We start from the raw sequence: 23,664 nt of genomic DNA on the forward strand, positions 1-23,664 counted from the left end.
CAACACATGACGCTAAGTGTTTGTAATCACTAGGAAAATTGCTAAAAAATTACCCAAAAACACTTGACCCTCTTATTGCGATCCTCTAAAGTGGGAGGAAGTGTGAAAAAGTGGGGTAAATGGTGTTTCAAGGTGCGTCAGCTCTCAATTTAGATGCAAAAGGCCGCATGTCTGTGCCGGCAAAGCATCGTAATGCCTTGTTAGTTCAAGGTGAGGGCCGCATTACGCTCACAAAACACCCTGATGGATGCCTCCTGTTGTTTCCTCGTCCTGAGTGGGAAACCTTCCATTCACGTGTAGCGCAATTGCCGATGGATGCCCATTGGTGGCGTCGAATCTTCCTTGGTAATGCTGCGGAAGTGGATTTAGACAGCGCAGGAAGAATTTTGGTGAGCCCAGAGTTGCGATCAGCTGCTGGCATTGAAAAAGAAGTGATGCTACTCGGCATGGGTAGTCATCTCGAGTTGTGGGACGCCGCTACTTACGCTGCAAAAGAACAGGCTGCCATTGCACAAGGTATGCCTGAAGCTCTGAAGCAATTTAATTTTTGATGACAGGGTGCCATGAACATAACTCATCGCCCAGTATTACTGGCCGAGGCGGTGACGGCGCTGATCAGTGGCCCACGCATCACCTCTCCCGAAGCATCAAAAAATCTACTCTTGATCGATGGAACCTTTGGGCGTGGCGGTCATACGCAAGCGCTGCTTTCACAATTGCCTCCGAGCGCGCGAATGATTTCCTTCGACAAGGATTTGGATGCGATCGCAGTCGCGGAAAAAATCAACGATCCACGTTTACGAATCGTGCACGACAGTTTTGCGCAGATGGATCAGTACGCGGAGCCAGAGTCCGTCGATGGAATTTTGTTGGATCTGGGAATCAGCTCTCCACAAGTGGACGAAGCACATCGCGGGTTTTCCTTTCGCAAAGATGGCCCACTCGATATGCGCATGAATACCGATCATGGTTTGACGGCGGCAGAATGGTTAGAGCAAGCATCACAAGAGGACATCACGCGTGTGATTAAGACTTATGGTGAAGAGCGTTTTGCATTTCAGATCGCAAAAGCTATCGTAGCTAAGCGAGAGGAAGGTTTGTCGCCTAAAACAACTTTGCAATTGGCGAGCTTGGTTGCCAGCGTCGTTCGCACAAGAGAGGTTGGACAAGATCCAGCTACTAGAACTTTCCAGGCACTCCGAATTTTTATTAATCGTGAATTAGAAGATTTAGAGCTTGGATTAAAAGCGGCGCTAAGTTTGTTAAAGCCAGGCGCACGTTTGGCGGTCATTAGTTTCCACTCGCTAGAAGACCGCATTGTGAAGCAGTTTCTGCAGTCCCACGCCAAAGTTGAAGTGCCACGTGGCTTGCCTGTTCGCGATCGAGATTTGCCGCAAAGTGCCCTAGAGATTATTGGGCGCGTTAAACCAAGTGATGAGGAGGCTCAAGAGAACCCTCGCGCTCGTTCTGCCATCATGCGTGTCGCAGAAAAACGCGCAGGAGAATTCGCTTGAATCGCGCCACGTTGACATTACTCGTTTTGTTGTTAGTCTGCGCCCTGTCTTTGGTTGCAGCACAGCAGCGTGCACGTAAATTATTTATCTCCTTGGAGCGCGCACAAATTGAAGAGCGCAAGCTCAATCAAGATTGGTTGCGTTTAGAGTATGAGCAGCGCAACCTTTCAAAGTCTGCACGGATTCGCGATGTTGCTCGCAATCAGTTGCATATGGTCCCGATATCTCCTGAACGTACTTTGTATTTGAAGGAGACTAGATGAGGCCGGTAGGTTTTTCAACTACGCCAAATTTAGTATTGCGTCTGCCAATGTGGCGGTCACGCCTGATGCTGTTTATGTTGTTCTTCGTATTTATGTTGTTGCTGATACGTGCCTTCTGGATTCAGGGTCCAGGAAATGCTTTCTATGAAGCCAAAGGTGTTCGCGGTACACAACGTGAGTTGGAGTTGCCTGCTTCCCGAGGAAAAATCTTAGATCGCAATGGTCAAGTGATTGCTACGAGTTTGGAGGCGAAGTCAGTTATAGCCTATAACGATACGGTGCCTGATGATTTGGCTGCCGAAAAAGTGAAGAAGTTAGCAAGCCTATTGCAGATTAGCGAATCCCAGTTACGAAGAAAGCTAAAGGAAGAGCGTAAGCAGATTTTCTTGAAGCGTCAAGTGGATCCAGAAGTGGCGCAGAAGATTAAGCAATTAGAAATTCCGGGTATTGGTTTGAACAACGAATATCGCCGCTTTTATCCAGAGGGTGAAGCAATGGCGCACGTCGTTGGCTTTACTAATGTAGAGGATCGTGGCCAAGAAGGCATGGAACTCTCTAGAGAAAAAGACTTAGCTGGACATCCAGGTGCTCGTCGCGTAGTGGTAGATCGCCTTGGTCGTGTGGTCGAAGACGTTGCAATTTTGCAGTTGCCACAAAACGGTAAAGATTTACAGCTCTCGATTGATAGCAAGATTCAGTTTCTGGCCTATAACGCTGTCAAGAATGCAGTCGAGCAATACCGTGCAAGCGCTGGTGGTGCGGTAGTCCTAGATACGCATACCGGGGAGATCTTGGCATTAGCAAATTACCCAAGCTATAACCCAAATGATCGTAAAAAGTTAACAGGTGAGCAGTTACGTAATCGTGTTTTGACTGATATCTTTGAGCCAGGCTCAACCATGAAGCCATTGACTGTTGCAATTGCCTTGGAAAAAGGTGTCATTGCCCCGAATACCAATATGACGATTGGCGCTAAATATTTGGTCGGACCAAAGCCAGTTACAGATACCCATCCATATGGCAATTTAACTGTTTCTCAAATCATTCAAAAATCAAGCAATATTGGAACGGCTAAAATTGCGATGAATAATTTAACCGCAGAAGAGATGTGGAATTTCTATACATCTGTTGGTTTGGGTCAAGCTCCGAAGATCGGTTTCCCCTGGCGCTGTTGCTGGCACGGTTCATCCTTATAAAAAGTGGATGCCAACGGATCAGGCGCGGATTGCATTTGGTTACGGGATTTCAGGTTCACTCTTTCAGATAGCTCGTGCTTACACCATCTTTGCTCGTGATGGCGAATTGGTCCCTCTTACGATTGAACGTAGTCCAGATTTCAAGCCTGGTACGCATATTATTTCTGCGAAAACTGCGATTGAAATGCGCAACATGATGGAGTCAGTAACAGAGCCTGGCGGTACAGCCATTAAGGCGCAAGCTGAAGGTTATCGAGTTGGCGGAAAAACAGGGACAGCACATAAAGTAGTAGGCAAGAGCTACGCTAATAAATACCGTGCCTACTTTGCAGGTCTTGCACCAATTAGTGCGCCACGCATTGTGGTCGCCGTCATGATTGATGAGCCAACTGGTGGTAGTCACTACGGTGGTGATGTTGCAGCACCAGTGTTTTCTACTATCGTGAGCGAAACTCTTCGTGCTTTGAATGTATTACCAGATAGCAATCTTAAGCAGGTGGCACTTCAGGATAAAAATCCTGGAGAAGTTCAGAGTGCTGCAGTTAAATCAAATGCAGTGGTTTTAAAAAGATGATGGCAATGGTGAACATCGAACCCCATCTCTTGATCTCGCATTTACGTGATCTCACATCGGCAGATGCAAAAGTCACTGCTGATAGTCGTCAAATTCAATCTGGCGATATATTCTTTGCATATCCTGTTGGTCATGGCAATGCCTTGCGAGATGGCCGTGAATACATTGCAGCTGCTTTAGCAAATGGAGCTGCAGCAGTGGTATTTGATCCTGCTGATGGCGTTGCTAATGAGTACTTGGATCGACCAGAGTGTTTTGCGATTGAAGGCTTATCCAGCTTAGCTGGAGAACTCTGTGCTGAGTGGTATGACTACCCAAGTAAACAGCTCAACGTTATTGGCGTTACTGGCACTAATGGCAAAACTAGTATTACACAATGGCTGGCGCAAGCTTTAGATGAAGCCAATCATCGGGCGGCCGTACTGGGCACCTTGGGAGCTGGATTTCCAGGGGCATTAATTCAGACCGGCTACACCACCCCAGATGCACCACGTTTACAAACTCAATTGAAAGAATTGCTTGACAAAGGTGCTCAGCAAGTCGCTATAGAAATTTCCTCTCATGCGCTTGATCAAGATCGGGTTACTGGTTTGGATGTACGTGCGGCTGTGTTTACCAATTTGACTCAAGATCACTTGGATTATCACGGCACGATGGGTGAGTACGCAGAGGCAAAAGCTAAGCTGTTTCAGCTACCTGAGCTTAAAAATGTCATCATCAATTTTGACGATGCATTTGGGCGCGAATTAGCAATGAAACTGCTTGCTGTTGGCGGTCCTGAAGTATGGGGCTACGCATTAAGCGGCAATGCATTTGCTGGATTTGAAAAATTTGGCGATCGTCTGAAGCGTACTCATGCAGAAAACACCTTGTTTACAACTGCCGGCTATGAATCACAATTCAACTGTGATGCCTTAGGCTCAAGCGCTGTCCAGCTTGCAGTATTAGGTGAATTCAATTTAAGTAATTGCCTTGCTGTTTGGACGGTTCTGTTGTCTCAAGGCTTGAGTCCGAGCGAGGCCTCTAAGCGCATGAGCAAACTGAGTGCTGTTCCTGGTCGCATGGAATTGATTCGTTTGAATAAAGCGCAAAGAACTGAGGGCCCATTAATTGTTGTGGACTATGCACATACATTGGATGCCCTTACTAAAGCATTAACTGCATTACGCCCCATTGCAAATCAACGAGGTGGAAAAGTATGGTGTGTCTTTGGTTGCGGTGGTGATCGAGATATTGGTAAGCGCCCCCAAATGGGTCGTGCAGCGCAAGAGTTTGCTGATCATGTTGTGATTACGAGTGATAACCCCCGATCTGAAGATCCGGGTTCTATTATTGCCATGATTGAAGCTGGTATGTCAGGCGACCTATCAAATGTGCAAGCGCTGCCTGATAGAGCGGCAGCCATCATGGCCGCGGTAAGACATGCCGATATCAGAGATATTGTTCTGGTTGCTGGCAAAGGACATGAGTCCACTCAAGAAATTAGTGGCAAAAAATTTGATTTTTCAGATCAAGAGCATATTCGTTTGGCGGCAGGAGGTAGTCTATGACTACGCCCATGACTACGCTTGCTCAAGTGCATGCCATGTTGCCAGGCAGCCAGTTGATTCATGCTGATGCAAAGTCTGCTGAAGGAATTTCTATTTCTCATATTGGCAGCGATAGCCGTCAGATTCAGCCCGGCGAATTATTCATTGCTTTGTCGGGCGATCGTTTCGATGCACATGATTTCTTGGGCGATGTGGCAACATCAGGAGCAAGTGCGGCGCTGATTAGTGATAAAACAGCATGCCCAGAAAGCTTATCTGCGGTATGTGTCCAGGATGTTAAACAGGGTTTGGGTGCGTTGGCAAAGGCGTGGCGTGCCCAGTTTTCTATTCCAGTGGCTTTAGTAACTGGATCTAATGGTAAGACTACTGTGAAAGAGATGATTGCTTCAATCTTCAAGGCGGCCGCGGGTGAAGAGCGCACTCTGGTCACTAAAGGTAACTTCAATAACGATATTGGCCTGCCTTTAACTTTGCTACGCATGCGAGCAACTGATCGCTTGGCAGTAATTGAGCTAGGCATGAATTATCCTGGGGAAACAGCTGAATTAGCTGTTATTGCTCAAGCTAATATTGCCCTGATTAACAATGCGCAACGCGAGCATCAGGAATTTATGTCGACCGTGGAAGCAGTTGCAAAAGAACATGCGACTACCTTGAGCACACTTTCTGCGGATGGTGTTGCGGTATTTCCGGCAGACTCTGAATTTTCTGTTGTTTGGCATCAAGCCGCGGCAGGACGCAAGGTGATTGATTTTGCTTTGTCTACAGATTCTGCTTCAACCAAAGCCTCTGTAGTTGGTAAGTTATTGACCAGTGGGCGAATTGAGATTTCAACTGATCTTGGCAAGCTTGAGGTTCAACTGAATACATTGGGAAACCACAATGTTCGCAATGCATTAGCAGCCAGCGCAGTCGCATTGGGTGCTGGTTTAAGTTTGGAGCAGATTAAGGCTGGCCTGGAATCTTTTGTTCCAGTAAATGGACGCATGCAGTCAAAGCCTTTAAATGCTGGACGCACTTTGATTGATGATAGTTACAACGCCAATCCAGATTCAGTTAGGGCTGCTATTGATGCACTCAAACAGTCTGCAAATAATTCTTGGTTGGTACTGGGCGATATGGGTGAGGTAGGCGATCAAGGCCCCGCGTTTCATGAGGAAGTCGGTGTCTACGCTGCTGAGCAAGGCATCTCTAAGTTATTTGCTATCGGCGAGCAGTGCAAATTCGCGGTGCAAGGATTTAATGAATCAGAGAAGGCTCTAGCTACTAGCGGGGCTACTCATTTCACAACTTTGGATCGCTTGCTCGCAGAACTCAATTCAGCACTGGCAGATCAAGAGTTAGACAAGCAGTTGCACTTAGATATTTTGGTTAAGGGATCTCGTTTTATGCGTATGGAGCGTGTAGTACAGGCCTTATTAGAGGAGGCTAAAGCATGCTCTTGATATTGGCGCAATGGTTGCAGGATGAATTTGGATTTTTCCGAGTCTTTAACTACATTACCTTTAGAGCGGTAATGGCAACAGTGACTGCTTTGCTGATTGGCTTAGCGGCTGGTCCATGGGTTATTCGGAAGTTGACTGCCTTGAAGATGGGTCAAGCTGTTCGTGCAGACGGCCCACAAACCCATTTAGTGAAATCAGGCGCCCCAACAATGGGTGGTGTATTGATTCTCTTGGGTATTTTTATCTCCTGCATGTTGTGGGCTGATCTGAGTAATCGCTTTATTTGGATTGTGATGATTGTGACTTTTGGATTTGGCCTGGTGGGTTGGGTGGACGACTACCGCAAAGTAGCGCGCAAAGATCCTAAGGGCATGGCTTCAAGAGAAAAATTCTTTTGGCAAACATTGATTGGATTATTTGCCGCAATTTATTTGGCTTTCTCTGTATCAGAAGTAAATAACCTTAAAGTCTTGCAGTTGTTCTTTGATTGGCTCAAAAGCGGCTTCGCTTTAGATTTACCTGCTAAATCAAACTTGCTTATTCCTTTCATGAAAGAGATGAGCTATCCATTAGGTGTAATGGGCTTCATCATTCTGAGCTACTTGGTGATTGTTGGCAGCAGCAACGCTGTGAATCTCACAGATGGACTCGATGGTCTAGTGATTATGCCGGTGATACTAGTTGGTGCCGCTCTAGGCGCTTTTGCTTATGTAATGGGTAATGCAATTTACGCAAAGTATTTGTTATTTCCATACATTCCTGGTGCAGGTGAGCTTATGATCTTCTGTGGTGCCATGGGTGGTGCGGGATTAGCATTCCTTTGGTACAACACACATCCTGCTCAAGTATTTATGGGTGATGTTGGCGCACTTGCTTTGGGTGGCGCACTTGGAACTATTGCAGTGATTGTTCGACAAGAAATCGTGCTCTTTGTGATGGGCGGCATTTTCGTAGCAGAAACACTCTCAGTGATGCTGCAAGTGTTCTGGTTCAAATTGACCAAGAAGCGTTTTGGCGAAGGCCGTCGCATTTTTAGGATGGCCCCACTGCATCACCATTTTGAATTGGGTGGCTGGCGCGAAACACAGGTAGTGGTTCGCTTCTGGATCATCACGATTTTATTAGTTCTCATTGGCCTCTCCAGCCTGAAATTAAGGTAAGCCAAAGAATATGCATAACTTAGACCAAGTCTTCGCTAACCCAGCTCTCATCGCAGATGAGGGCTATCAAGCACCTCAGCATTTCTTAATCTTGGGATTGGGAGAGTCTGGCTATGCCATGGCCAAGTGGTGTTTACGGAATGCTGCAAAGGTTAGCTTGGCAGATACGCGTGATCGCGAACAGTTAAGTGAGCGACAAAAAGCCTGGTTGGCTGATCTTGAATTTGCAGGACTTCAAGCAGCATTCTTTGGACCTCTGGATGACATTAATTTAAAGAATGTAGATGTTATTGGAATTAGCCCTGGGCTATCACCTCTGCAAGAGCCAATTGCTTCATTCTTGGCTAAGGCGCAAGAATCTAATATTGATATCTGGGGAGAGTTGGAGTTCTTTGCGAGAGCGATTGCTGCATTGGATCGTATGGCTCAGGTTGAAGAAACCCAATGTAAGCCAGCTCTATTGGCTATCACCGGAACCAATGGAAAGACAACAACGACTGCTCTAACGGGGCAGTTGTGTGAGCGTGCTGGTAAGCGTGTTGCTGTTGCTGGCAATATTAGCCCGGCCGCTTTAGATGAGTTGATGTCTTGCTTAGATGAGTCCGATCAGGTTGCCGATATGCCAGAGATTTGGGTGTTGGAACTCTCTAGCTTCCAATTGGTTTATACAAGCACTTTCAATGCAACGGCAGTTACTGTTTTAAATATTACTCAAGATCATTTGGACTGGCATGGTGATATGCAGGCCTACGTTGATGCAAAAGCCAATATCTTTGGACAAGACACTATCTGCATCTTGAATCGCGACGATTCACTAGTAATGAATTTACTGACTGATGAGCAAAAGGCAAATAAATCAGTTATTACTTTTGGCGCAAGTCGCCCTGATGAGCAGGGTGCTTTTGGTATTGAACATGATTTGCGTGCCGGTGGAATTGATTGGCTGGTCTGGGCTGAGGTAGATGAAGATCTTGAGCCTCAACCTAAGCGTCGTCGTAAAGCCGCTGCCGTAGAGGAAGAGCCATTAAGATTCAAGCGTTTAATACCTGCTGATGCTTTACGCATTCGCGGTCGCCACAATGCCTTAAATGCACTAGCCGCGTTAGCTTTGGCACGATCAGCTGGTTTGCCGATGAATATGCTTTTGCATGGCTTACGTGATTACCATGGTGAACCTCATCGTGTTCAAAGTGTATCAATTATCTCCAATGTTGAGTATGTGGACGATAGCAAGGGTACCAATGTAGGCGCCACAGTAGCCGCTTTGAATGGCCTAAGTGCCAATGAGTCTGGCAAACGGATCTGGTTAATTGCTGGTGGTGCAGGCAAGGGCCAAGACTTTAGCCCCTTACGTGATCCTGCACTACGTTTTGTAAAAGGTGTTTTCCTCATTGGTAAAGATGCCCCAATTATTGCTGAGACTTTGGCTGATTCAGTGCCATGTGTCATGAGTGAGACTCTCCAAAACGCGGTGGCCGAAGCTGCAAAGCAGGCTCAGTCTGGCGATATCGTTTTGCTCTCGCCAGCTTGTGCCAGCTTTGACCAATTTAGTGATTACGTAGCGCGTGCTGAAGCGTTTGTGGCTGAAGTTCAGGAATTGGGAATGCAATTCGAAGGAGCAGATGCATGAGTTTGAAGGAAAAGCTCTTTCCTGAGAATAGATTGGGCCTTGGCCGCTTCTGGAATTTTTCCAGAGGTGGGTTAGACAATTTCCGCAGTGGCTTGAGGGATGCAGTTTCTGGTGTTGAGCAAACTCGCTCACGCATGATGGATTATGACCAATTATTAGTTTGGGCAGTATTGTCTTTAGCCTTGATCGGTTTGGTCATGGTCTACTCCGCATCCATCACTTTGGCAGATGGCCCTAAGTATGCAAACTACAGCAGTAATTATTTCTTGATTCGTCATTGCATTTCATTGGCTATTGCCATTGGTGTTGCTATTTGGGTATTCAAAATACCAACCCATGTTTGGGATCGCTATTCACCAATCATTTTCGGCTTTACGGTTCTGCTATTAATCGCGGTACTGATTCCTGGTGTTGGAAAAGGGGTAAATGGTGCCAAGCGTTGGATTCCATTGGGCCTCATGAATTTCCAGCCATCTGAATTAATGAAATTTGCTGCAGTGATTTTTGCCGCAAGTTACACGGTTCAGCGCCAAGAGTATCTCCACTCATTTGTGAAGGGCATGTTGCCCATGGGTATTGCAGTTGCATTGGTTGGTGGCCTATTAATGGCTGAGCCCGATATGGGTGCATTTGTTGTGGTTGCCTTAATTGCATTTGGGATTTTGTTCTTGGGCGGCATCAACGCAAAATTGTTTGGTGGACTAGTGTTCGTAGGCCTATTGAGTGGTTCCATCATGATTGCGCTCTCACCATTTCGTCGTGGTCGCATGCTGGCATTTATGGACCCATGGCAAGTTGATAATGCGGCAAACAAAGGTTATCAATTAACCCACTCACTAATGGCGTTTGGTCGTGGCGAATGGTTTGGTTTAGGCTTGGGTGGCAGCGTTGAAAAATTACATTACCTTCCTGAAGCCCATACTGACTTCATCATGGCGGTCATTGGTGAAGAGCTTGGGTTTATAGGTGTAGTTGTGATGATCTTCTTGTTTTATTGGATCGTACGCCGTGCATTCATTATTGGCCGCACTGCTTTGCAGTTAGATCGCAGTTTTGCTGGCCTGGCCGCTAAAGGTGTAGCGATCTGGATTGGCTGGCAAGCCTTTATTAATATGGGCGTGAATTTAGGATTGCTACCAACTAAAGGCTTAACTCTTCCAATGGTCAGTTATGGCGGCTCAGGAATTTTAATGAATGCCGTTGCGATTGCAATGCTGCTCCGCATTGATTATGAAAATCGAATCTTGATGCGGGGAGGTAAGTTATGAGCAAGCCTTCAATCTTGATTATGGCTGGGGGTACTGGCGGACATATTTTCCCAGGGCTAGCAGTGGCAGAATATTTACGCGTTTGTGGCTGGAACGTATCCTGGCTTGGCAATCAGAGCGGTATGGAATATCGACTGGTTAAAGCTCGAGACTTCCTATTTGAGGCGGTTGAGTTTAGCGGCTTGCGTGGAAAGGGCATCAAAGCAAAACTGATGCTGCCATTTAATCTTGCAAGAGCCAGTCTTCAGAGTTTGAAGATCATGCGCCGTATTAAACCAAATGTAGTTTTAGGTATGGGTGGTTACATTACCTTCCCGGGTGGCTTGATGGCTAAGTTTTTGAAGAAGCCGTTGGTTTTGCATGAGGCTAATTCTGTAGCAGGAAGTGCTAATCGTGCTTTAGCCAAAATTGCTATGCGTACCTTAACTGGTTTCCCGGATACGATGGCTCATGCTGAGTGGGTTGGCAATCCAATCTGTGAAGAATTCGAAACTCTAGGCACACCATCTAAGCGATATGAAACGCGCACTGGACCTTTGTCGATTCTCGTAGTTGGTGGGAGCTTGGGGGCAGCTGCTTTAAATGAAGCAATTCCATCAGCCTTGGCGCTAATGGAAAAAGATGCGCGTCCATCTGTGATTCACCAGGCGGGAGATAAGCATCTTGCAGATCTACAGCAGCGCTATGCTGACTTAGGTGTTGCCGCTGATATTCGCTCTTTTATTGATGACATGCCAACCGCTTACGCTCAAGCAGATCTTGTTATTTGTCGCTCGGGTGCAATGACTGTTTCAGAAATCGCAGCATGTGGTGTTGCATCCTGCTTAATCCCATTTCCATATGCGATTGATGATCACCAAACTGCAAACGCACGTTTTTTGTCGGATGCAGATGCAGCCATTCTGTTGCCACAACAAGATCTCAATCCACAGGATCTGGCGTCCATGATTCAAAACTTTAATCGCCAAGATTTACAAGTGATGGCTGAGCGTGCTCATGCTTTAGCAAAGCCTCATGCAACTCAGCGTGTGGCTGAAGTATGTGCAGATTGTGCGGGAGTGGGTATATGAAACATATCGTTCAGCAAATACATTTTGTTGGTATCGGCGGCGCAGGCATGAGCGGTATTGCCGAAGTGCTGCTGAATCTGGGTTATCAGGTATCAGGGTCTGATTTGGCAGAAGGTGCCGCCACTAAGCGCTTAAAAGATTTGAGTGCAGTAATTCATATTGGGCATGACCCTAAAAATATTGGTACTGCAGAGGCGGTAGTGATTTCTACCGCAGTTGCAGGAAATAACCCTGAAGTGCTAGCTGCTCGCGCAGCTAAGGTTCCCGTCATTCAGCGTGCTGTCATGCTGGGTGAGCTCATGCGTTTAAAGCAGGGTATTGCGATTGCAGGAACTCATGGCAAAACAACGACAACCAGTTTGGTTGCCTCAGTCTTGGCTGAAGGCGGTTTAGATCCAACCTTTGTGATTGGTGGGAAGTTAAATTCTGCTGGCGCCAATGCACGATTAGGTCAGGGTGATTTCATTGTGGTCGAGGCGGATGAGTCCGATGCTTCTTTCTTGCAATTATTTCCAGCGATGGAGGTAGTTACTAATATCGATGCTGATCATATGGATACATATCAGCATGACATGGCGAGATTGAAGCAGGCTTTTGTCCAGTTTATTCAGCGTATGCCATTTTATGGTGTGGCAGTGCTCTGTATTGATGATGCCAACGTTCGAGACATTATTCCGTTTGTATCTCAACCAGTACTACGTTACGGCTTATCTGAAGATGCAGATATTCGTGCAAGTAATGTGCGTGCTGAAGGCACGTGTATGCACTTCACGGTGGATCGTAAAACCGTACGACGCCACGGAAATAGGCCTGGACGTCTTGAGGTGCAACTCAATTTACCCGGTTTACACAATGTACGAAATGCCTTGGCAGCAATTGGTATTGCTACTGAATTAGGTGTTGGTGATGAAGCCATAGTGAAGGCTTTATCTGAATTTAGTGGTGTTGGTCGTCGCTTCCAAAGATATGGAGACATTCCTTTGGCATCTGGTGGAAGTTTCACCTTGATAGATGATTACGGCCACCATCCTGTTGAGATGGCAGCTACTTTATCTGCAGCACGTGGCGCTTATCCAGATCGTCGATTGGTATTGGCATTTCAACCCCACCGCTTTACAAGAACTCGGGATTGTTTTGGTGAATTTGTGCAAGTTCTCAAAAACTTTGATGCACTTGTACTTACTGAGGTATATCCAGCTGGTGAAGCGAAGATTCCAGGTGCAGATGGTCAAAGTCTCATGAAGGCGGCGCTCTCTGTTGATAAGACCGTAAATGGCTCCTTAGATAGCGCAGCTGTAGCCTTTACCCCAAGCGTAGGGGAAATGCCAGAAAAACTTAGCACTTTATTGCGTGATGGCGATGTCTTAATCACGATGGGCGCAGGTTCTATCTCTGGATTGCCTCATGTATTAGTGGAGGCAAAACATGCCTAAGCAAAATCAACATTTACTTTCTTGGGGTGAGCGAGTTAAGCAAGAGCTTGCAAACTTAGATGTTCAATCTCTTGGTCAGGTTGGTGTATTGCTTGGCGGTCGTTCTGGCGAACGTGAGATTTCATTAATGTCTGGTGGTGGTGTTTTAGAAGCTTTGCTTTCTAAAGGAGTTGATGCGCACCCATTTGATCCAGGCTTACGTTGCCCAACTGAATTAGCAAATGAAAAATTTGATCGCATCTTTATTTCCTTGCATGGACGCTATGGTGAAGATGGCACGATCCAAGGATTGCTTGAGCTCTTGGGTTTGCCTTATACCGGTAGCGGCGTATTAGCATCCGCATTAGCAATCGACAAAATTGCAACCAAGCTTGTCTGGCTTAGTAGTGGTCTTTCAACACCAGAGTTTCAGGAGCTCAAGACTGATAGTGATTGGAATGCAGTGGTGAAGCATTTGGGCTTGCCATTAATTGTGAAGCCAGCGCATGAAGGCTCCTCACTCGGTTTAACTAAAGTGAAATCTGTCGAGGAATTGCCTGCTGCTTACAAGTTGGCTGCTGGGATGGATAAAAAAGTGATTGCCGAGACTTGTATTGTTGGTGATGAGTTGACTTGCCCATTGGTTGGATTTGGTGCTGATGCTGAGGCTTTGCCCGTGATCAAAATTATTCCGCCAGAAGCTAACTACGATTTTCATAATAAGTATTTTTCTGATGAGACTAAGTACTTGTGCCCAACGGACTTAGCACCGGAGGTAAATCAAGCAGTTCAAGATTTAGCGTTGTCTGCCTATCGTGCGCTTGGTTGTAAAACTTGGGGTCGTGCTGACGTGATGCTAGATAAGCAGACTGGAAAACCCTATCTTTTAGAAATGAATACTTCTCCAGGGATGACCTCGCATTCCTTGGTGCCTATGGCGGCAAAAGCAGCCGGTGTTGAATATGCCGAACTAGTTCTCTGGGTTATTGCTCAGACACTAAATAGTAAAGGGGCTGCGCAAGTATGAGTCGAGTGAGCGCCTTCTTAAACGGCTTCGGTGAAGTATTTGCTTCACTGGCATCTCCGCTTTGGAATCATCCAGAGCGGATGCAAAAGCTGAGCCGTTTCTTAATGCGCTGTTTCGCAGTCATGGTTTGTGTTGGAATTTTGGTGTGGTTAAGTCAGCACCCAGTCTTTGCCTTACGCCAAGTGGTAATAGAGCCGGTGGCTGGAGAAACACTCAAGCATATTAATAAGCCTGTGGTGAAGCAACAGGTTTTGGAAACCGTTCAAGGAAATTTTTTCAGTGTGAGGCTAGAAGATGTGAAGCGTGGCTTCGAGTCCATGCCATGGGTTCGTCATGCCAATGTGCGCAGGGTCTGGCCTAACGGATTGATTGTGAGTATTGAAGAGCAAAAACCATTTGGTACTTGGGGTGGAGCTGATAGTCATACCTTAATGAATACCCACGGTGAGCTTTTTGCAGGCCGTGTTTCTGATGTGGGGGATGGTATTACTTTGATTGATTTCTCTGGGCCAGAAGATGCAAGCAAAGAAGTCATGCGCTTGTACGAAAGAGCAAATGCTTGGTTTAAGCCTTGGAGTGCAGAGGTGAAAAGCTTGGCACTCTCAGAACGCTACGCCTGGCACGTGAAGTTATCCAATGGTATGAAGGTGGAGTTCGGTCGAGATGAAGAGAGTTCGGATAAAACATTAACCGAGGATCGCGTCGCGCGCCTCTTTAAGTATTGGCCACAAGTTCAAGAGAAGTGGGCTAATCGTGTGGATGCAATAGATCTGCGTTATGCAAATGGTTTTGCAGTGCATCTTGCTTCGGCAAGTTTGAAAAAGAATGAAGCAGATGGTAAGAAAAGCGAGCAGAAGCAATGAGGAATGAGAATGAGTAAAGACAACCGTGATTTATTGGTCGGATTAGATATTGGAACTTCCAAGGTAGTTGCTTTGGTTGCTGAATTGGGGGTTGATGGCCAATTTAATGTGGTTGGTGTCGGCCAAACTGCATCTAAAGGTCTGAAGAAGGGTGTGGTTGTCAATATTGAGGCTACTGTCCAATCCATCCAAAAAGCGCTTGAAGAGGCTGAGGTCATGGCCGATCGCCAGATCGTGCAAGTTTTTACCGGCATCGCTGGAAATCATATTGTCAGTTTTAACTCTAGCGGTATGGTTGCCATTCGCGACAAAGAAGTTAGTGCTGGTGATGTCGAGCGTGTTTTAGAAACTGCTAAAGCAATCAATATTCCAACAGATCAGCAAATCCTCCATATTCTCGTCCAAGAATTCATTATTGATGGACAAGAAGATGTTCGCGAGCCCATCGGGATGAGCGGACTTCGTCTTGAAGTAAAGGTGCATATTGTTACTGGCGCCGTTAGTGCTGCACAAAATATTGTGAAGTGTGTCCGTCGTTGTGGTTTAGAGGTCAATGATTTAATTTTGCAACCTCTCGCATCCAGCTTGGCTGTGCTAACAGAAGATGAAAAAGAGTTGGGCGTTGTCTTAGTGGATATTGGTGGCGGTACAACTGATATCGCAATCTATTGCCAAGACTCCATTCGCCATACTGCTGTGATTCCGATTGCGGGCGATCAAATTACCAATGACATTGCAATGGCCTTGCGTACGCCTACGATTGATGCGGAAGATTTAAAAATTCAGTACGGCATCGCTCGTCAAGATATGGCAGACTCGACCACCATGATTGACGTCCCAGGTGTTGGTGATCGCGAGCCGCGACCAATGTCTAAGCAAGCCTTAGCTGCAGTGATCGAGCCACGTGTTGAAGAATTGTTCACTTTAGTGCGAGGTGTGGTGCGTGATTCTGGTTACGAAGATATGGTGTCTTCAGGAATCGTGCTCACTGGTGGAACTGCATTAATGCCGGGAATGGTTGAGCTTGCTGAGCAAGTGTTTTTACGCCCTGCACGTATCGGTACGCCTGAATATCGTGGGCACTTACATGAAGTCTTACGTAGCCCAAGATTTGCTACCAGCATCGGTTTATTAATGGAAGGTCAAGCGCAGTTGTTGCGTGGCCGTCGAGTATCTCAGTCAGGCGCATTACAAAGTGTGATTTCGCGCATGAAGGAATGGTTCGCAGGAAATTTTTAAGTTTTTCGTCGTCGTCAATGTAGTACTTATTACCTAGGAGGGTATATGGAATTTGAAATGTTAGATCAAGAAACAGCCGGCAAAACCATTATTAAAGTGGTTGGAGTTGGCGGTGCGGGTGGTAATGCAGTTCAGCACATGATTCGTCGCGGTGTTAACGGCGTAGAGTTTATTTGTATGAACACCGATGCTGGCGCTCTACAGCGTTCTGAGGCATCTGTGAATTTGCAACTAGGCTCTAGCGGACTCGGTGCTGGCGCAAAACCTGAAATTGGCGCAGCTTCTGCTGAAGAGGCGCGTGCACGTATTGCAGATACATTGCAAGGTGCGCATATGGTATTCATCACGGCTGGTATGGGTGGTGGAACAGGTACTGGTGCAGCCCCAATCGTTGCTCAGGTTGCTAAAGAGATGGGTATCTTGACTGTTGGAGTAATTAGCAAGCCATTTGATTTTGAAGGTGTGAAGCGTCTAAAGGTTGCAGAGAATGGTGCTACCGAACTCGAAGCATATGTGGATTCATTGATCGTAGTTCTCAATGAGAAACTCTTTGAAGTGATGGGTGAGGATGCGGAGTTTGATAAGGCATTCGCCTGCGCCGATGATGTATTGCATAACGCTGTTTCAGGTATTGCAGAAATCATCAATGTTCAAGGTTTGATCAACGTCGACTTCGAAGACGTAAAAACAGCGATGAGTGAGCAAGGTAAGGCGATGATGGGAACGGCAACCGTTTCTGGCATGGATCGTGCACGCTTAGCCGCTGAAGCTGCTGTTGCTTCACCATTACTTGAAGGTGTGGATCTGTCTGGTGCGCGTGGTGTATTGGTCAACATTACAGCTAGTCGTTCACTCAAATTGTCTGAGACTCGTGAAGTGATGGCGGCGATTCGCGGTTACGCAGCGGATGATGCTACTGTGATCTTCGGTACCGTATACGACGAAAGCTTGGGTGATGCTTTACGCGTTACTGTTGTGGCTACTGGTTTGAATAATCCACAAGCGCGTCAAAGCCATCAACCAGAAGTAGTATGGAGACAAGCTACAGGTACACATGATGCGATGCCAACCATGGCTGACTTAAACAGCTTTGCTCCAGCAAGTGCATCAGCGGCAATGAGTAAGGTAGGTTTCGACTCAGCTCTGAACACTAGTGCTGGTTTGGCAATGACAGGTGCCGGTAGTGTGCCTTCCATGTCCGCTCAACCAGCCACTAGCGGTGTTGATTACAGCCAATATGATCTACCACGGGTATTCCGTAGTTCACGTGAGGCTACACCAGCCCCTTCATTAGGTGCTGATAGCTCTCCACAGGCAAAAACCATGCTAGATAAAGGGGCTGATTACTATGAAATCCCAGCTTTTTTACGTAAGCAAGCAGATTAATTAACTACTTAATACAATAGGTACTTGCAGAATGCCAGCGCGGCGCCCCTCCGGACGACGAATCCCGCGCTTGCGTTGGCATGTTAAATAACAATTACTTATTGGAGATGTCATGATTGCTGTCGGACAAAAATTACCAAACGCTACTCTTTATGAATTTTTAGATGAAGCGAGTGAAGGTTGCGCTATTGGGCCAAATGCATTTGAAGTTGAGAAACTAACTGCTGGAAAAAAGATTGTGATCTTTGCGCTGCCTGGTGCATTTACACCTACCTGCTCAGCAAAGCATGTTCCTGGCTATGTTGAGCACTTTGATGCAATCAAAGCAAAAGGTGTTGATGAAATTTGGTGTATTTCGGTAAACGACCCATTTGTCATGGGTGCTTGGGGCCGTGATCAAAAGGTTGGAAAAAAGATTCGCATGTTGGGTGATGGTAGTGCTGAGTTCACTAAGAAACTCGGACTCGAGTTGGATTTGACTGCTCGCGGCTTGGGCCTTCGCTCTGATCGCTATGCCATGATTGTTGAAAATGGTGTAGTAACAACTTTGGATCGTGAAGCGCCTGGCAAGTTTGAAGTGAGCGATGCTGCTTCCATTTTGAAGAAGCTTTAAGAGAAATATTCCTGAATTTAGATAAAGCCATGATGAAGCAACGCACAATCGCCACCCCAATTAAAACTGTGGGGATTGGCTTGCACTCTGGGCGTAAGGTGACCTTATCTATTAAGCCTGCACCGGTAAATTCAGGAATTCTATTTGTACGTGTAGACACCCCAGAGCAATCGGTCGTACCGGCTACTGCTCTGGCGGTTTGCGATACCCGCCTGGCTTCAGTAATTCAAAAAGATGGAGTACGCGTATCTACCGTGGAGCATTTGCTTTCAGCATGTGCAGGCCTTGGGCTTGATAATTTATTGATCGAGCTTGATGGCGAAGAAGTTCCCATCATGGATGGTAGTGCGGCTTCCTTCCTGTTCTTAATGGAATCAGCTGGCATTGCTGAGCAAGAAGCACCAAGACAGTTTGTGGTGATTAAAAAACCTATAGAGGTGAAAGAGGGTGACAAGCTTGCGCGTCTAGAACCTTTCTTCGGGTTTAAATTGGATTTCACAATCGACTTTAAGCATCCAGCAGTCGATAAGACGGGTCAGCGCTTTATGGTCGACTTTGCAGAACACGCATATCGAAGCGAGATTGGTCGCGCTCGCACTTTTGGCTTTGCTCATGAAGTTGAAGCATTGCGAGAAATGGGATTGGCTCGCGGTGGAAGTTTGGATAACGCGATCGTGCTCGATGAGCATCGCATCCTCAATAACGAAGAATTACGTTACGAAGATGAGTTTGTGCGTCACAAAATTTTGGATGCCGTTGGCGATCTATATTTAGTTGGCCACCCAATAGTTGGCTCTTATGTCGCTGAAAAATCAGGACATGCCTTAAATAACGCGCTTTTACGTAAGCTCTTGGAAGATCCAAGTGCTTATGAAATTAGTAGTTTTGCCGAAAATAAGGCCCCCTCAGCCTATTTAAAAGAGAGTCAACCCCTCTTTTTCTAGGTTTATTGAGGTTTGCTTTGAAGAAGACGTTCGACAGCTTTGCGCAGATCAGAGTCCGGCGCCAATTTATCTAGCAATGATTCCCAAGAAGCTCTTGCTACAGAGTTAAACCCTCTTGGCTTTTGGCTTGCTTGATGCCCCTCGCGAGACTTAATCTCCCAGGTCGGTGGCGCCGGCTTGAGGCGCACTTTAATGTTGCTGCAAACCACCCCTTTTTTAGCTAACTCATTGATTAAACTGGGTAATATTTGCTGAAGACGGGTGGCAATACTTGCCCCGTTGACTAGCAAAAATAGTTCATTCTGGCCGCCAGAACGCCATCCAGGCTCAATTTTGGGTGCTAAGTTATCCAAATCCATTTCAAGCAGAGCAGCCTTGAGGGCAACCTTGAGTTTGGCTAGATCTTCAGTTTTGGCCAAAATGCTACCCAAACCCTCAGAGTCACGCAAATACTCCAGCCACTCATGGGCGGCTTTAGTGCGGACGGGTTTAGGGGCAAAGTTCATATAAAAAGAGGGTGCGGGTGATAAACTCAAGGTCTTAATTTACTTCAATATCCCATGGTAATCGGTCTTCTTAAAACCCTGGTCGGCAGTCGAAACGACCGCCTCTTAAAACAGTATCGCAAAGTGGTTGCCAAGGTTGGTGCTTTCGAGCCTAGCTTGCAAGCTTTGGATGATGCCGCATTGCAAGCAAAAACTGCTGAGTTCAAGTCGCGTTTAGCTGCGGGCGAGTCATTGGATGATATTGCACCAGAGGCTTTTGCAGTAGTTCGTGAGGCTAGCTCACGGGTGATGAAGATGCGTCATTTTGATGCGCAGATGATGGGCGGACTTGCATTACATCAAGGCAAGATTGCTGAGATGGGAACGGGTGAAGGTAAAACCTTAACTGCTACGCTTCCAGTGTATTTAAATGCATTAACTGGCAAAGGTGTTCACGTCATTACGGTAAATGATTACTTGGCTCAGCGAGATGCCGAGTGGATGTCAACGCTCTACAATTTCTTGGGTATGAAGGTGGGCGTCAATCTGTCACAGATGGATCACACAACTAAGCAAGAAGCTTATGCCGCTGATATCACTTACGGTACCAATAATGAGTTTGGCTTTGATTACCTCCGTGACAATATGGTGCAAGATTTGGGCCAACGTGTTCAGCGTGGCCTGGCTTATGCGATCGTTGATGAGGTTGACTTTATTCTGATTGATGAGGCGCGTACCCCATTAATCATTTCTGGTCAGGCTGAAGATCATACTGATTTGTACATCAAGATTAATGCTTTGCCAGCTTACTTAGAGCGTCAAATTGGCGAAGAGAAAGCCGATGGCACTGGTGTTGAAAAGCCAGGCGATTATTGGGTAGACGAAAAGTCCCAGCAAGTTTATTTAACAGAGCGTGGTCATGACAAAGCGGAAACAGTCTTGGTTGAACTGGGCGCTTTAAATGATGGTGATTCTTTGTACTCCCCGCAAAATATTACTTTGATGCATCACGTGTACGCAGCATTGCGTGCACACACTTTGTATCACCGTGATCAACATTATGTTGTCCAGAATAAAGAAGTCATCATTGTTGATGAGTTCACAGGCCGCTTAATGCAGGGCCGTCGTTGGTCTGATGGTTTGCATCAAGCAGTAGAAGCCAAAGAGGGCGTTCCGATTCAGAATGAGAATCAAACTCTAGCCACAATTACTTTCCAGAATTACTTCCGCATGTACGGCAAGTTGGCTGGTATGACTGGTACTGCTGACACAGAAGCATATGAATTCAAGGAAATTTACAACCTTGAGACAGTAGTTATTCCGCCAAACCGCATCAGTCAAAGAAAAGATCGTCAAGACCAGATCTTTAAAACTTCGCGTGAGCGCTATGATGCGGTAATTAAAGATATTGAGGATTGTTATGAGCGTGGCCAACCTGTATTAGTTGGAACGACTTCAATCGAAAACTCAGAGTTAATCGCAGGCCTACTGAGTCAGCGTAAGTTGCCTCATCAAGTTCTGAACGCGAAGCAACATGCTCGGGAAGCGGAGATCATTGCTCAGGCTGGTAGACCAAAGATGATCACCATTGCTACCAATATGGCTGGTCGTGGCACGGATATTGTTTTAGGTGGAAACGTTGGCAAGCAATCTTCTTTGATTGAAGTGGATGCTGCGCTTTCAGATGCAGAAAAAGCCGCCAAGATTAAGATTCTGCAAGATGAATGGCAAAGTCTGCATGGTCAAGTTTTAGCTGCGGGTGGTTTACACATTATTGGTACAGAGCGTCACGAGAGTCGACGTATTGATAATCAGCTGCGCGGTCGTGCCGGTCGTCAAGGTGACTCAGGCTCTTCCCGTTTTTACCTTTCTTTGGACGATGCACTTCTGCGTATTTTTGCTGGAGAGCGTCTGCGTGCAGTGATGGATCGTCTCAAAATGCCGGATGGCGAACCGATTGAGGCTGGTATGGTGACTCGTTCAATTGAGTCTGCTCAGCGTAAGGTTGAAGGCCGCAACTTTGATATTCGTAAACAGTTGTTGGAGTATGACGACGTTGCTAATGATCAGCGTAAAGAGGCTTATCGCCTCAGAAATGAAGTGCTGGAAAGCGATGATGTCGGCGATCTGATTGCTAATTTGCGTGAAGACGTGTTGCGTGGCGTTTGTGCGCTATATGTTCCTTTGGAGTCTATGGAAGAGCAGTGGGACTTAGTTGGCCTAGAAAATGTATTGGCTAGCGATTGGGGTTTAACTGTCGACCTGAAAAATTGGGTTGAAAATGCGGAATCTATGGACGATGAGCAAATCGTTGATCGCGTTCTAGAAGCGGCAAAAGAGACGTATGATGCAAAAGTAGAGCTTTCCGGACGTCCATCTTTTGCTGGATTTGAGCGCTCTGTTTTACTCTACAGCTTAGATACCCATTGGCGTGAGCATTTAGCTGCCTTGGATCATTTGCGTCAAGGCATCCATTTACGTGGCTATGCTCAAAAAGACCCAAAACAAGAATATCGCCGCGAAGCATTCGAGCTGTATGGTGAGTTGCTCAACGTCATTAAGAATGATGTTGTAAAAAACATCATGACAGTCCAAATTCGAAGTGCAAGTGAGTTGGACGAAGCCTCCGAGTCAATGAATGAGGACTTGGCCAAACTCTCAGACGTGCAGTATCAGCATGCCGATGCAGAGCTTGAGGTGGCTGGATCAACTGGCGATCTTGGTGCGGCAATTGAAATAGCTCCAGCACCAATTCGCACTGGTCCTAAGATCGGTCGCAATGACCCTTGCACCTGCGGTAGTGGCAAGAGGTACAAGAACTGCTGCGGGGCCTTTGGCGTAATTAGGGTTTCGACTTTAAGTGGCGATACAAAGTATTTCTGCTGATTCGCAACAACTTGGCTGCAAGACTAATGTTTCCATTAGTCTTCTCCAATGTTTTTTGAATGGCCATTCTGGAGAGTTGTTTTAGTGCTCCGGATTCCGCCACACTCTCTAATGGATTTTCTGGAAAATCTTTATGGTGCGGCACCTCAGACTCTCGGGGGTGATAAGAATATGGCTGACTCAAACTGGCTCTGAAGAATAAAGATTTAGAGCTATGCGTTTTTAGTGCATGAACCTTAGCACTTTCCTTTTTGGCTCTATCGAAGAGCCGTCCTAATGAAGTGTCTAAGATTTGCTGAATCTTGACGACGCCAATATCAATAGCCTTCATATCCAGTAGGGATAGAGCAACCCTATCAATCCCAAGAATTATGCCGCTTTCATCAACTCCTACCATTCCTTCGCCCATAGATCCCAAACCTTCAGGACTGTTATGCACTCTTAGAATGAGGGCGTATTGAAATTCATTGGCAGAAAACAATTGTTTCTCTAAGGAGTGGACGGTTGCCTTTATTAGACCAAGAGTGTGAGGGTGGTGAGTGCTTTTTTCTGTGGAGATATTTAAGACGCCACTAATCTTACCATCGGGCTCAAAAATGGGGGCTGCAGTGCAGCTTAGGAACCCATTATTTTCTAAAAAATGTTCTGAGCCATTGACAGATACTGCCGCTCGATCAACTAATGCCGTACCAATGGCATTGGTACCCCGATGTTTTTCAAGCCAAGATGCACCCGTTTTTAGCAGCACTCGATCAGCTTTGGAGATAAATTCAGCGTCTCCGACCGAATGCACAATAACCCCTTGATGATCGGACAGCACAATGACGCCACCACTGCCAGACATTAAGCCGTGGAGGTAGTTCATGGTGGGTTTTGCTAATGCAATTAAATCTCGGCGTTGTTCAATCCGAGTTTGGAGTATCTGGCCACTCAAGATGTTGTCTGGCAACTTTTTTGATATGCGTCTAAACCAGATTGCAAGCACCTTTGCCAGGATCGATAAACCGTTAATCCTAATTGTGTCTGAAGACCATCAGCAGGCGGGTCTCCGTGAAGAAGCCAGCTTCTTCTGATATCTCGGAGATTGGCAATTTTCATTTTGAGGTCACAAATAGTTAGATAGCTACTATATAAATAAA

The 23,664-nt window shown here is 46.3% G+C and carries 19 protein-coding genes and 1 pseudogene; 18 read left to right on the forward strand and 2 right to left on the reverse strand.

Going from position 1 to position 23,664, the window contains the following annotated elements:
- Positions 1–122: 122 nt before the first annotated feature.
- The 17 genes and pseudogenes from mraZ (at position 123) to lpxC (ending at position 19,154) form a co-directional block, all read left to right on the forward strand.
- Entirely contained in the window at positions 123–551 is a 429-nt protein-coding gene (mraZ, locus tag DXE44_RS00245) for a division/cell wall cluster transcriptional repressor MraZ (protein WP_114654278.1), read from the forward strand.
- Between the two features lie 12 nt (positions 552–563).
- On the forward strand, positions 564–1,514 hold the full coding sequence (gene rsmH / locus DXE44_RS00250; protein ID WP_114651714.1) for a 16S rRNA (cytosine(1402)-N(4))-methyltransferase RsmH: 951 nt from the start codon (positions 564–566) through the stop codon (positions 1,512–1,514).
- Positions 1,511–1,777 (forward strand): cell division protein FtsL, encoded by a 267-nt coding sequence (gene ftsL, locus DXE44_RS00255; RefSeq protein ID WP_114651716.1) that lies wholly within the window; start codon positions 1,511–1,513, stop codon positions 1,775–1,777. The genes rsmH and ftsL overlap by 4 nt, the downstream gene beginning before the upstream one ends.
- Positions 1,774–3,547, forward strand: a pseudogene (locus DXE44_RS00260) (peptidoglycan D,D-transpeptidase FtsI family protein). The gene ftsL and the pseudogene DXE44_RS00260 overlap by 4 nt, the downstream one beginning before the upstream one ends.
- Complete coding sequence (locus DXE44_RS00265) at positions 3,544–5,097, forward strand: UDP-N-acetylmuramoyl-L-alanyl-D-glutamate--2,6-diaminopimelate ligase (RefSeq protein ID WP_197712778.1); 1,554 nt, start codon at positions 3,544–3,546, stop codon at positions 5,095–5,097. Before DXE44_RS00260 ends, DXE44_RS00265 begins: the two are co-directional and overlap by 4 nt.
- Positions 5,094–6,542 (forward strand): UDP-N-acetylmuramoyl-tripeptide--D-alanyl-D-alanine ligase, encoded by a 1,449-nt coding sequence (locus DXE44_RS00270; RefSeq protein ID WP_231970506.1) that lies wholly within the window; start codon positions 5,094–5,096, stop codon positions 6,540–6,542. Before DXE44_RS00265 ends, DXE44_RS00270 begins: the two co-directional genes overlap by 4 nt.
- Entirely contained in the window at positions 6,533–7,702 is a 1,170-nt protein-coding gene (mraY, locus tag DXE44_RS00275) for a phospho-N-acetylmuramoyl-pentapeptide-transferase (protein WP_114651718.1), read from the forward strand. The genes DXE44_RS00270 and mraY overlap by 10 nt, the downstream gene beginning before the upstream one ends.
- Positions 7,703–7,712: 10 nt before the next feature.
- Positions 7,713–9,332 (forward strand): UDP-N-acetylmuramoyl-L-alanine--D-glutamate ligase, encoded by a 1,620-nt coding sequence (gene murD / locus DXE44_RS00280; protein ID WP_114651720.1) that lies wholly within the window; start codon positions 7,713–7,715, stop codon positions 9,330–9,332.
- Positions 9,329–10,600: a putative lipid II flippase FtsW gene (gene ftsW / locus DXE44_RS00285; protein ID WP_114651722.1), complete on the forward strand. Its 1,272-nt coding sequence runs from the start codon at positions 9,329–9,331 to the stop codon at positions 10,598–10,600. The genes murD and ftsW overlap by 4 nt, the downstream gene beginning before the upstream one ends.
- Positions 10,597–11,670, forward strand: a complete 1,074-nt coding sequence (gene murG / locus DXE44_RS00290; protein ID WP_114651724.1) for an undecaprenyldiphospho-muramoylpentapeptide beta-N-acetylglucosaminyltransferase — start codon at positions 10,597–10,599, stop codon at positions 11,668–11,670. Before ftsW ends, murG begins: the two co-directional genes overlap by 4 nt.
- A complete protein-coding gene (murC, locus tag DXE44_RS00295; RefSeq protein ID WP_114651726.1) occupies positions 11,667–13,103 on the forward strand; it encodes a UDP-N-acetylmuramate--L-alanine ligase in 1,437 nt (478 codons plus the stop codon). Before murG ends, murC begins: the two co-directional genes overlap by 4 nt.
- Positions 13,096–14,109: a D-alanine--D-alanine ligase gene (locus tag DXE44_RS00300; RefSeq protein ID WP_114651728.1), complete on the forward strand. Its 1,014-nt coding sequence runs from the start codon at positions 13,096–13,098 to the stop codon at positions 14,107–14,109. Before murC ends, DXE44_RS00300 begins: the two co-directional genes overlap by 8 nt.
- Positions 14,110–14,114: 5 nt before the next feature.
- Complete coding sequence (locus DXE44_RS00305) at positions 14,115–14,972, forward strand: cell division protein FtsQ/DivIB (RefSeq protein WP_197712779.1); 858 nt, start codon at positions 14,115–14,117, stop codon at positions 14,970–14,972.
- A 9-nt stretch (positions 14,973–14,981) separates the two neighbouring features.
- Positions 14,982–16,211 (forward strand): cell division protein FtsA, encoded by a 1,230-nt coding sequence (gene ftsA, locus DXE44_RS00310; RefSeq protein ID WP_114651732.1) that lies wholly within the window; start codon positions 14,982–14,984, stop codon positions 16,209–16,211.
- A gap of 45 nt (positions 16,212–16,256) precedes the next feature.
- Positions 16,257–17,597, forward strand: coding sequence for a cell division protein FtsZ (gene ftsZ, locus DXE44_RS00315; RefSeq protein WP_114651734.1), 1,341 nt, complete (start codon positions 16,257–16,259; stop codon positions 17,595–17,597).
- Between the two features lie 112 nt (positions 17,598–17,709).
- A complete protein-coding gene (locus tag DXE44_RS00320; RefSeq protein WP_114651736.1) occupies positions 17,710–18,210 on the forward strand; it encodes a peroxiredoxin in 501 nt (166 codons plus the stop codon).
- 29 nt (positions 18,211–18,239) lie between these two features.
- Positions 18,240–19,154 (forward strand): UDP-3-O-acyl-N-acetylglucosamine deacetylase, encoded by a 915-nt coding sequence (gene lpxC / locus DXE44_RS00325; protein WP_114651738.1) that lies wholly within the window; start codon positions 18,240–18,242, stop codon positions 19,152–19,154.
- Positions 19,155–19,156: 2 nt separating this feature from the next.
- Here lpxC and DXE44_RS00330 read toward each other — a convergent pair whose 3' ends face one another.
- A complete protein-coding gene (locus tag DXE44_RS00330) occupies positions 19,157–19,660 on the reverse strand; it encodes a hypothetical protein (protein WP_114651740.1) in 504 nt (167 codons plus the stop codon).
- Positions 19,661–19,714: 54 nt separating this feature from the next.
- Here DXE44_RS00330 and secA point away from each other — a divergent pair, with 54 nt between their 5' ends.
- Positions 19,715–22,525 (forward strand): preprotein translocase subunit SecA, encoded by a 2,811-nt coding sequence (gene secA, locus DXE44_RS00335; protein ID WP_114651742.1) that lies wholly within the window; start codon positions 19,715–19,717, stop codon positions 22,523–22,525.
- Here the strand turns inward: secA and DXE44_RS00340 are convergent.
- Positions 22,482–23,459 carry a sigma-54-dependent Fis family transcriptional regulator gene (locus DXE44_RS00340; RefSeq protein ID WP_162785821.1) on the reverse strand — a complete coding sequence of 326 codons (978 nt, stop codon included), beginning with the start codon at positions 23,457–23,459 and terminating at the stop codon, positions 22,482–22,484. The two genes, secA and DXE44_RS00340, sit on opposite strands and share 44 nt — an antisense overlap.
- Positions 23,460–23,664: the final 205 nt, after the last annotated feature.

Source organism: Polynucleobacter necessarius (assembly GCF_900095175.1).
Classification (GTDB): domain Bacteria; phylum Pseudomonadota; class Gammaproteobacteria; order Burkholderiales; family Burkholderiaceae; genus Polynucleobacter; species Polynucleobacter necessarius_I.

Excerpts from the sequence above, each read along its gene's own strand:
- rsmH (WP_114651714.1), top strand. The coding sequence starts at position 564 with ATGAACATAACTCATCGCCCAGTATTACTGGCCGAGGCGGTGACGGCG.
- DXE44_RS00265 (WP_197712778.1), top strand. The coding sequence starts at position 3,544 with ATGATGGCAATGGTGAACATCGAACCCCATCTCTTGATCTCGCATTTA.
- DXE44_RS00270 (WP_231970506.1), top strand. The coding sequence starts at position 5,094 with ATGACTACGCCCATGACTACGCTTGCTCAAGTGCATGCCATGTTGCCA.
- mraY (WP_114651718.1), top strand. The coding sequence starts at position 6,533 with ATGCTCTTGATATTGGCGCAATGGTTGCAGGATGAATTTGGATTTTTC.
- murD (WP_114651720.1), top strand. The coding sequence starts at position 7,713 with ATGCATAACTTAGACCAAGTCTTCGCTAACCCAGCTCTCATCGCAGAT.
- ftsW (WP_114651722.1), top strand. The coding sequence starts at position 9,329 with ATGAGTTTGAAGGAAAAGCTCTTTCCTGAGAATAGATTGGGCCTTGGC.
- murG (WP_114651724.1), top strand. The coding sequence starts at position 10,597 with ATGAGCAAGCCTTCAATCTTGATTATGGCTGGGGGTACTGGCGGACAT.
- murC (WP_114651726.1), top strand. The coding sequence starts at position 11,667 with ATGAAACATATCGTTCAGCAAATACATTTTGTTGGTATCGGCGGCGCA.
- DXE44_RS00300 (WP_114651728.1), top strand. The coding sequence starts at position 13,096 with ATGCCTAAGCAAAATCAACATTTACTTTCTTGGGGTGAGCGAGTTAAG.
- ftsA (WP_114651732.1), top strand. The coding sequence starts at position 14,982 with ATGAGTAAAGACAACCGTGATTTATTGGTCGGATTAGATATTGGAACT.
- ftsZ (WP_114651734.1), top strand. The coding sequence starts at position 16,257 with ATGGAATTTGAAATGTTAGATCAAGAAACAGCCGGCAAAACCATTATT.
- DXE44_RS00320 (WP_114651736.1), top strand. The coding sequence starts at position 17,710 with ATGATTGCTGTCGGACAAAAATTACCAAACGCTACTCTTTATGAATTT.
- lpxC (WP_114651738.1), top strand. The coding sequence starts at position 18,240 with ATGATGAAGCAACGCACAATCGCCACCCCAATTAAAACTGTGGGGATT.
- DXE44_RS00330 (WP_114651740.1), bottom strand. The coding sequence starts at position 19,660 with ATGAACTTTGCCCCTAAACCCGTCCGCACTAAAGCCGCCCATGAGTGG.
- secA (WP_114651742.1), top strand. The coding sequence starts at position 19,715 with ATGGTAATCGGTCTTCTTAAAACCCTGGTCGGCAGTCGAAACGACCGC.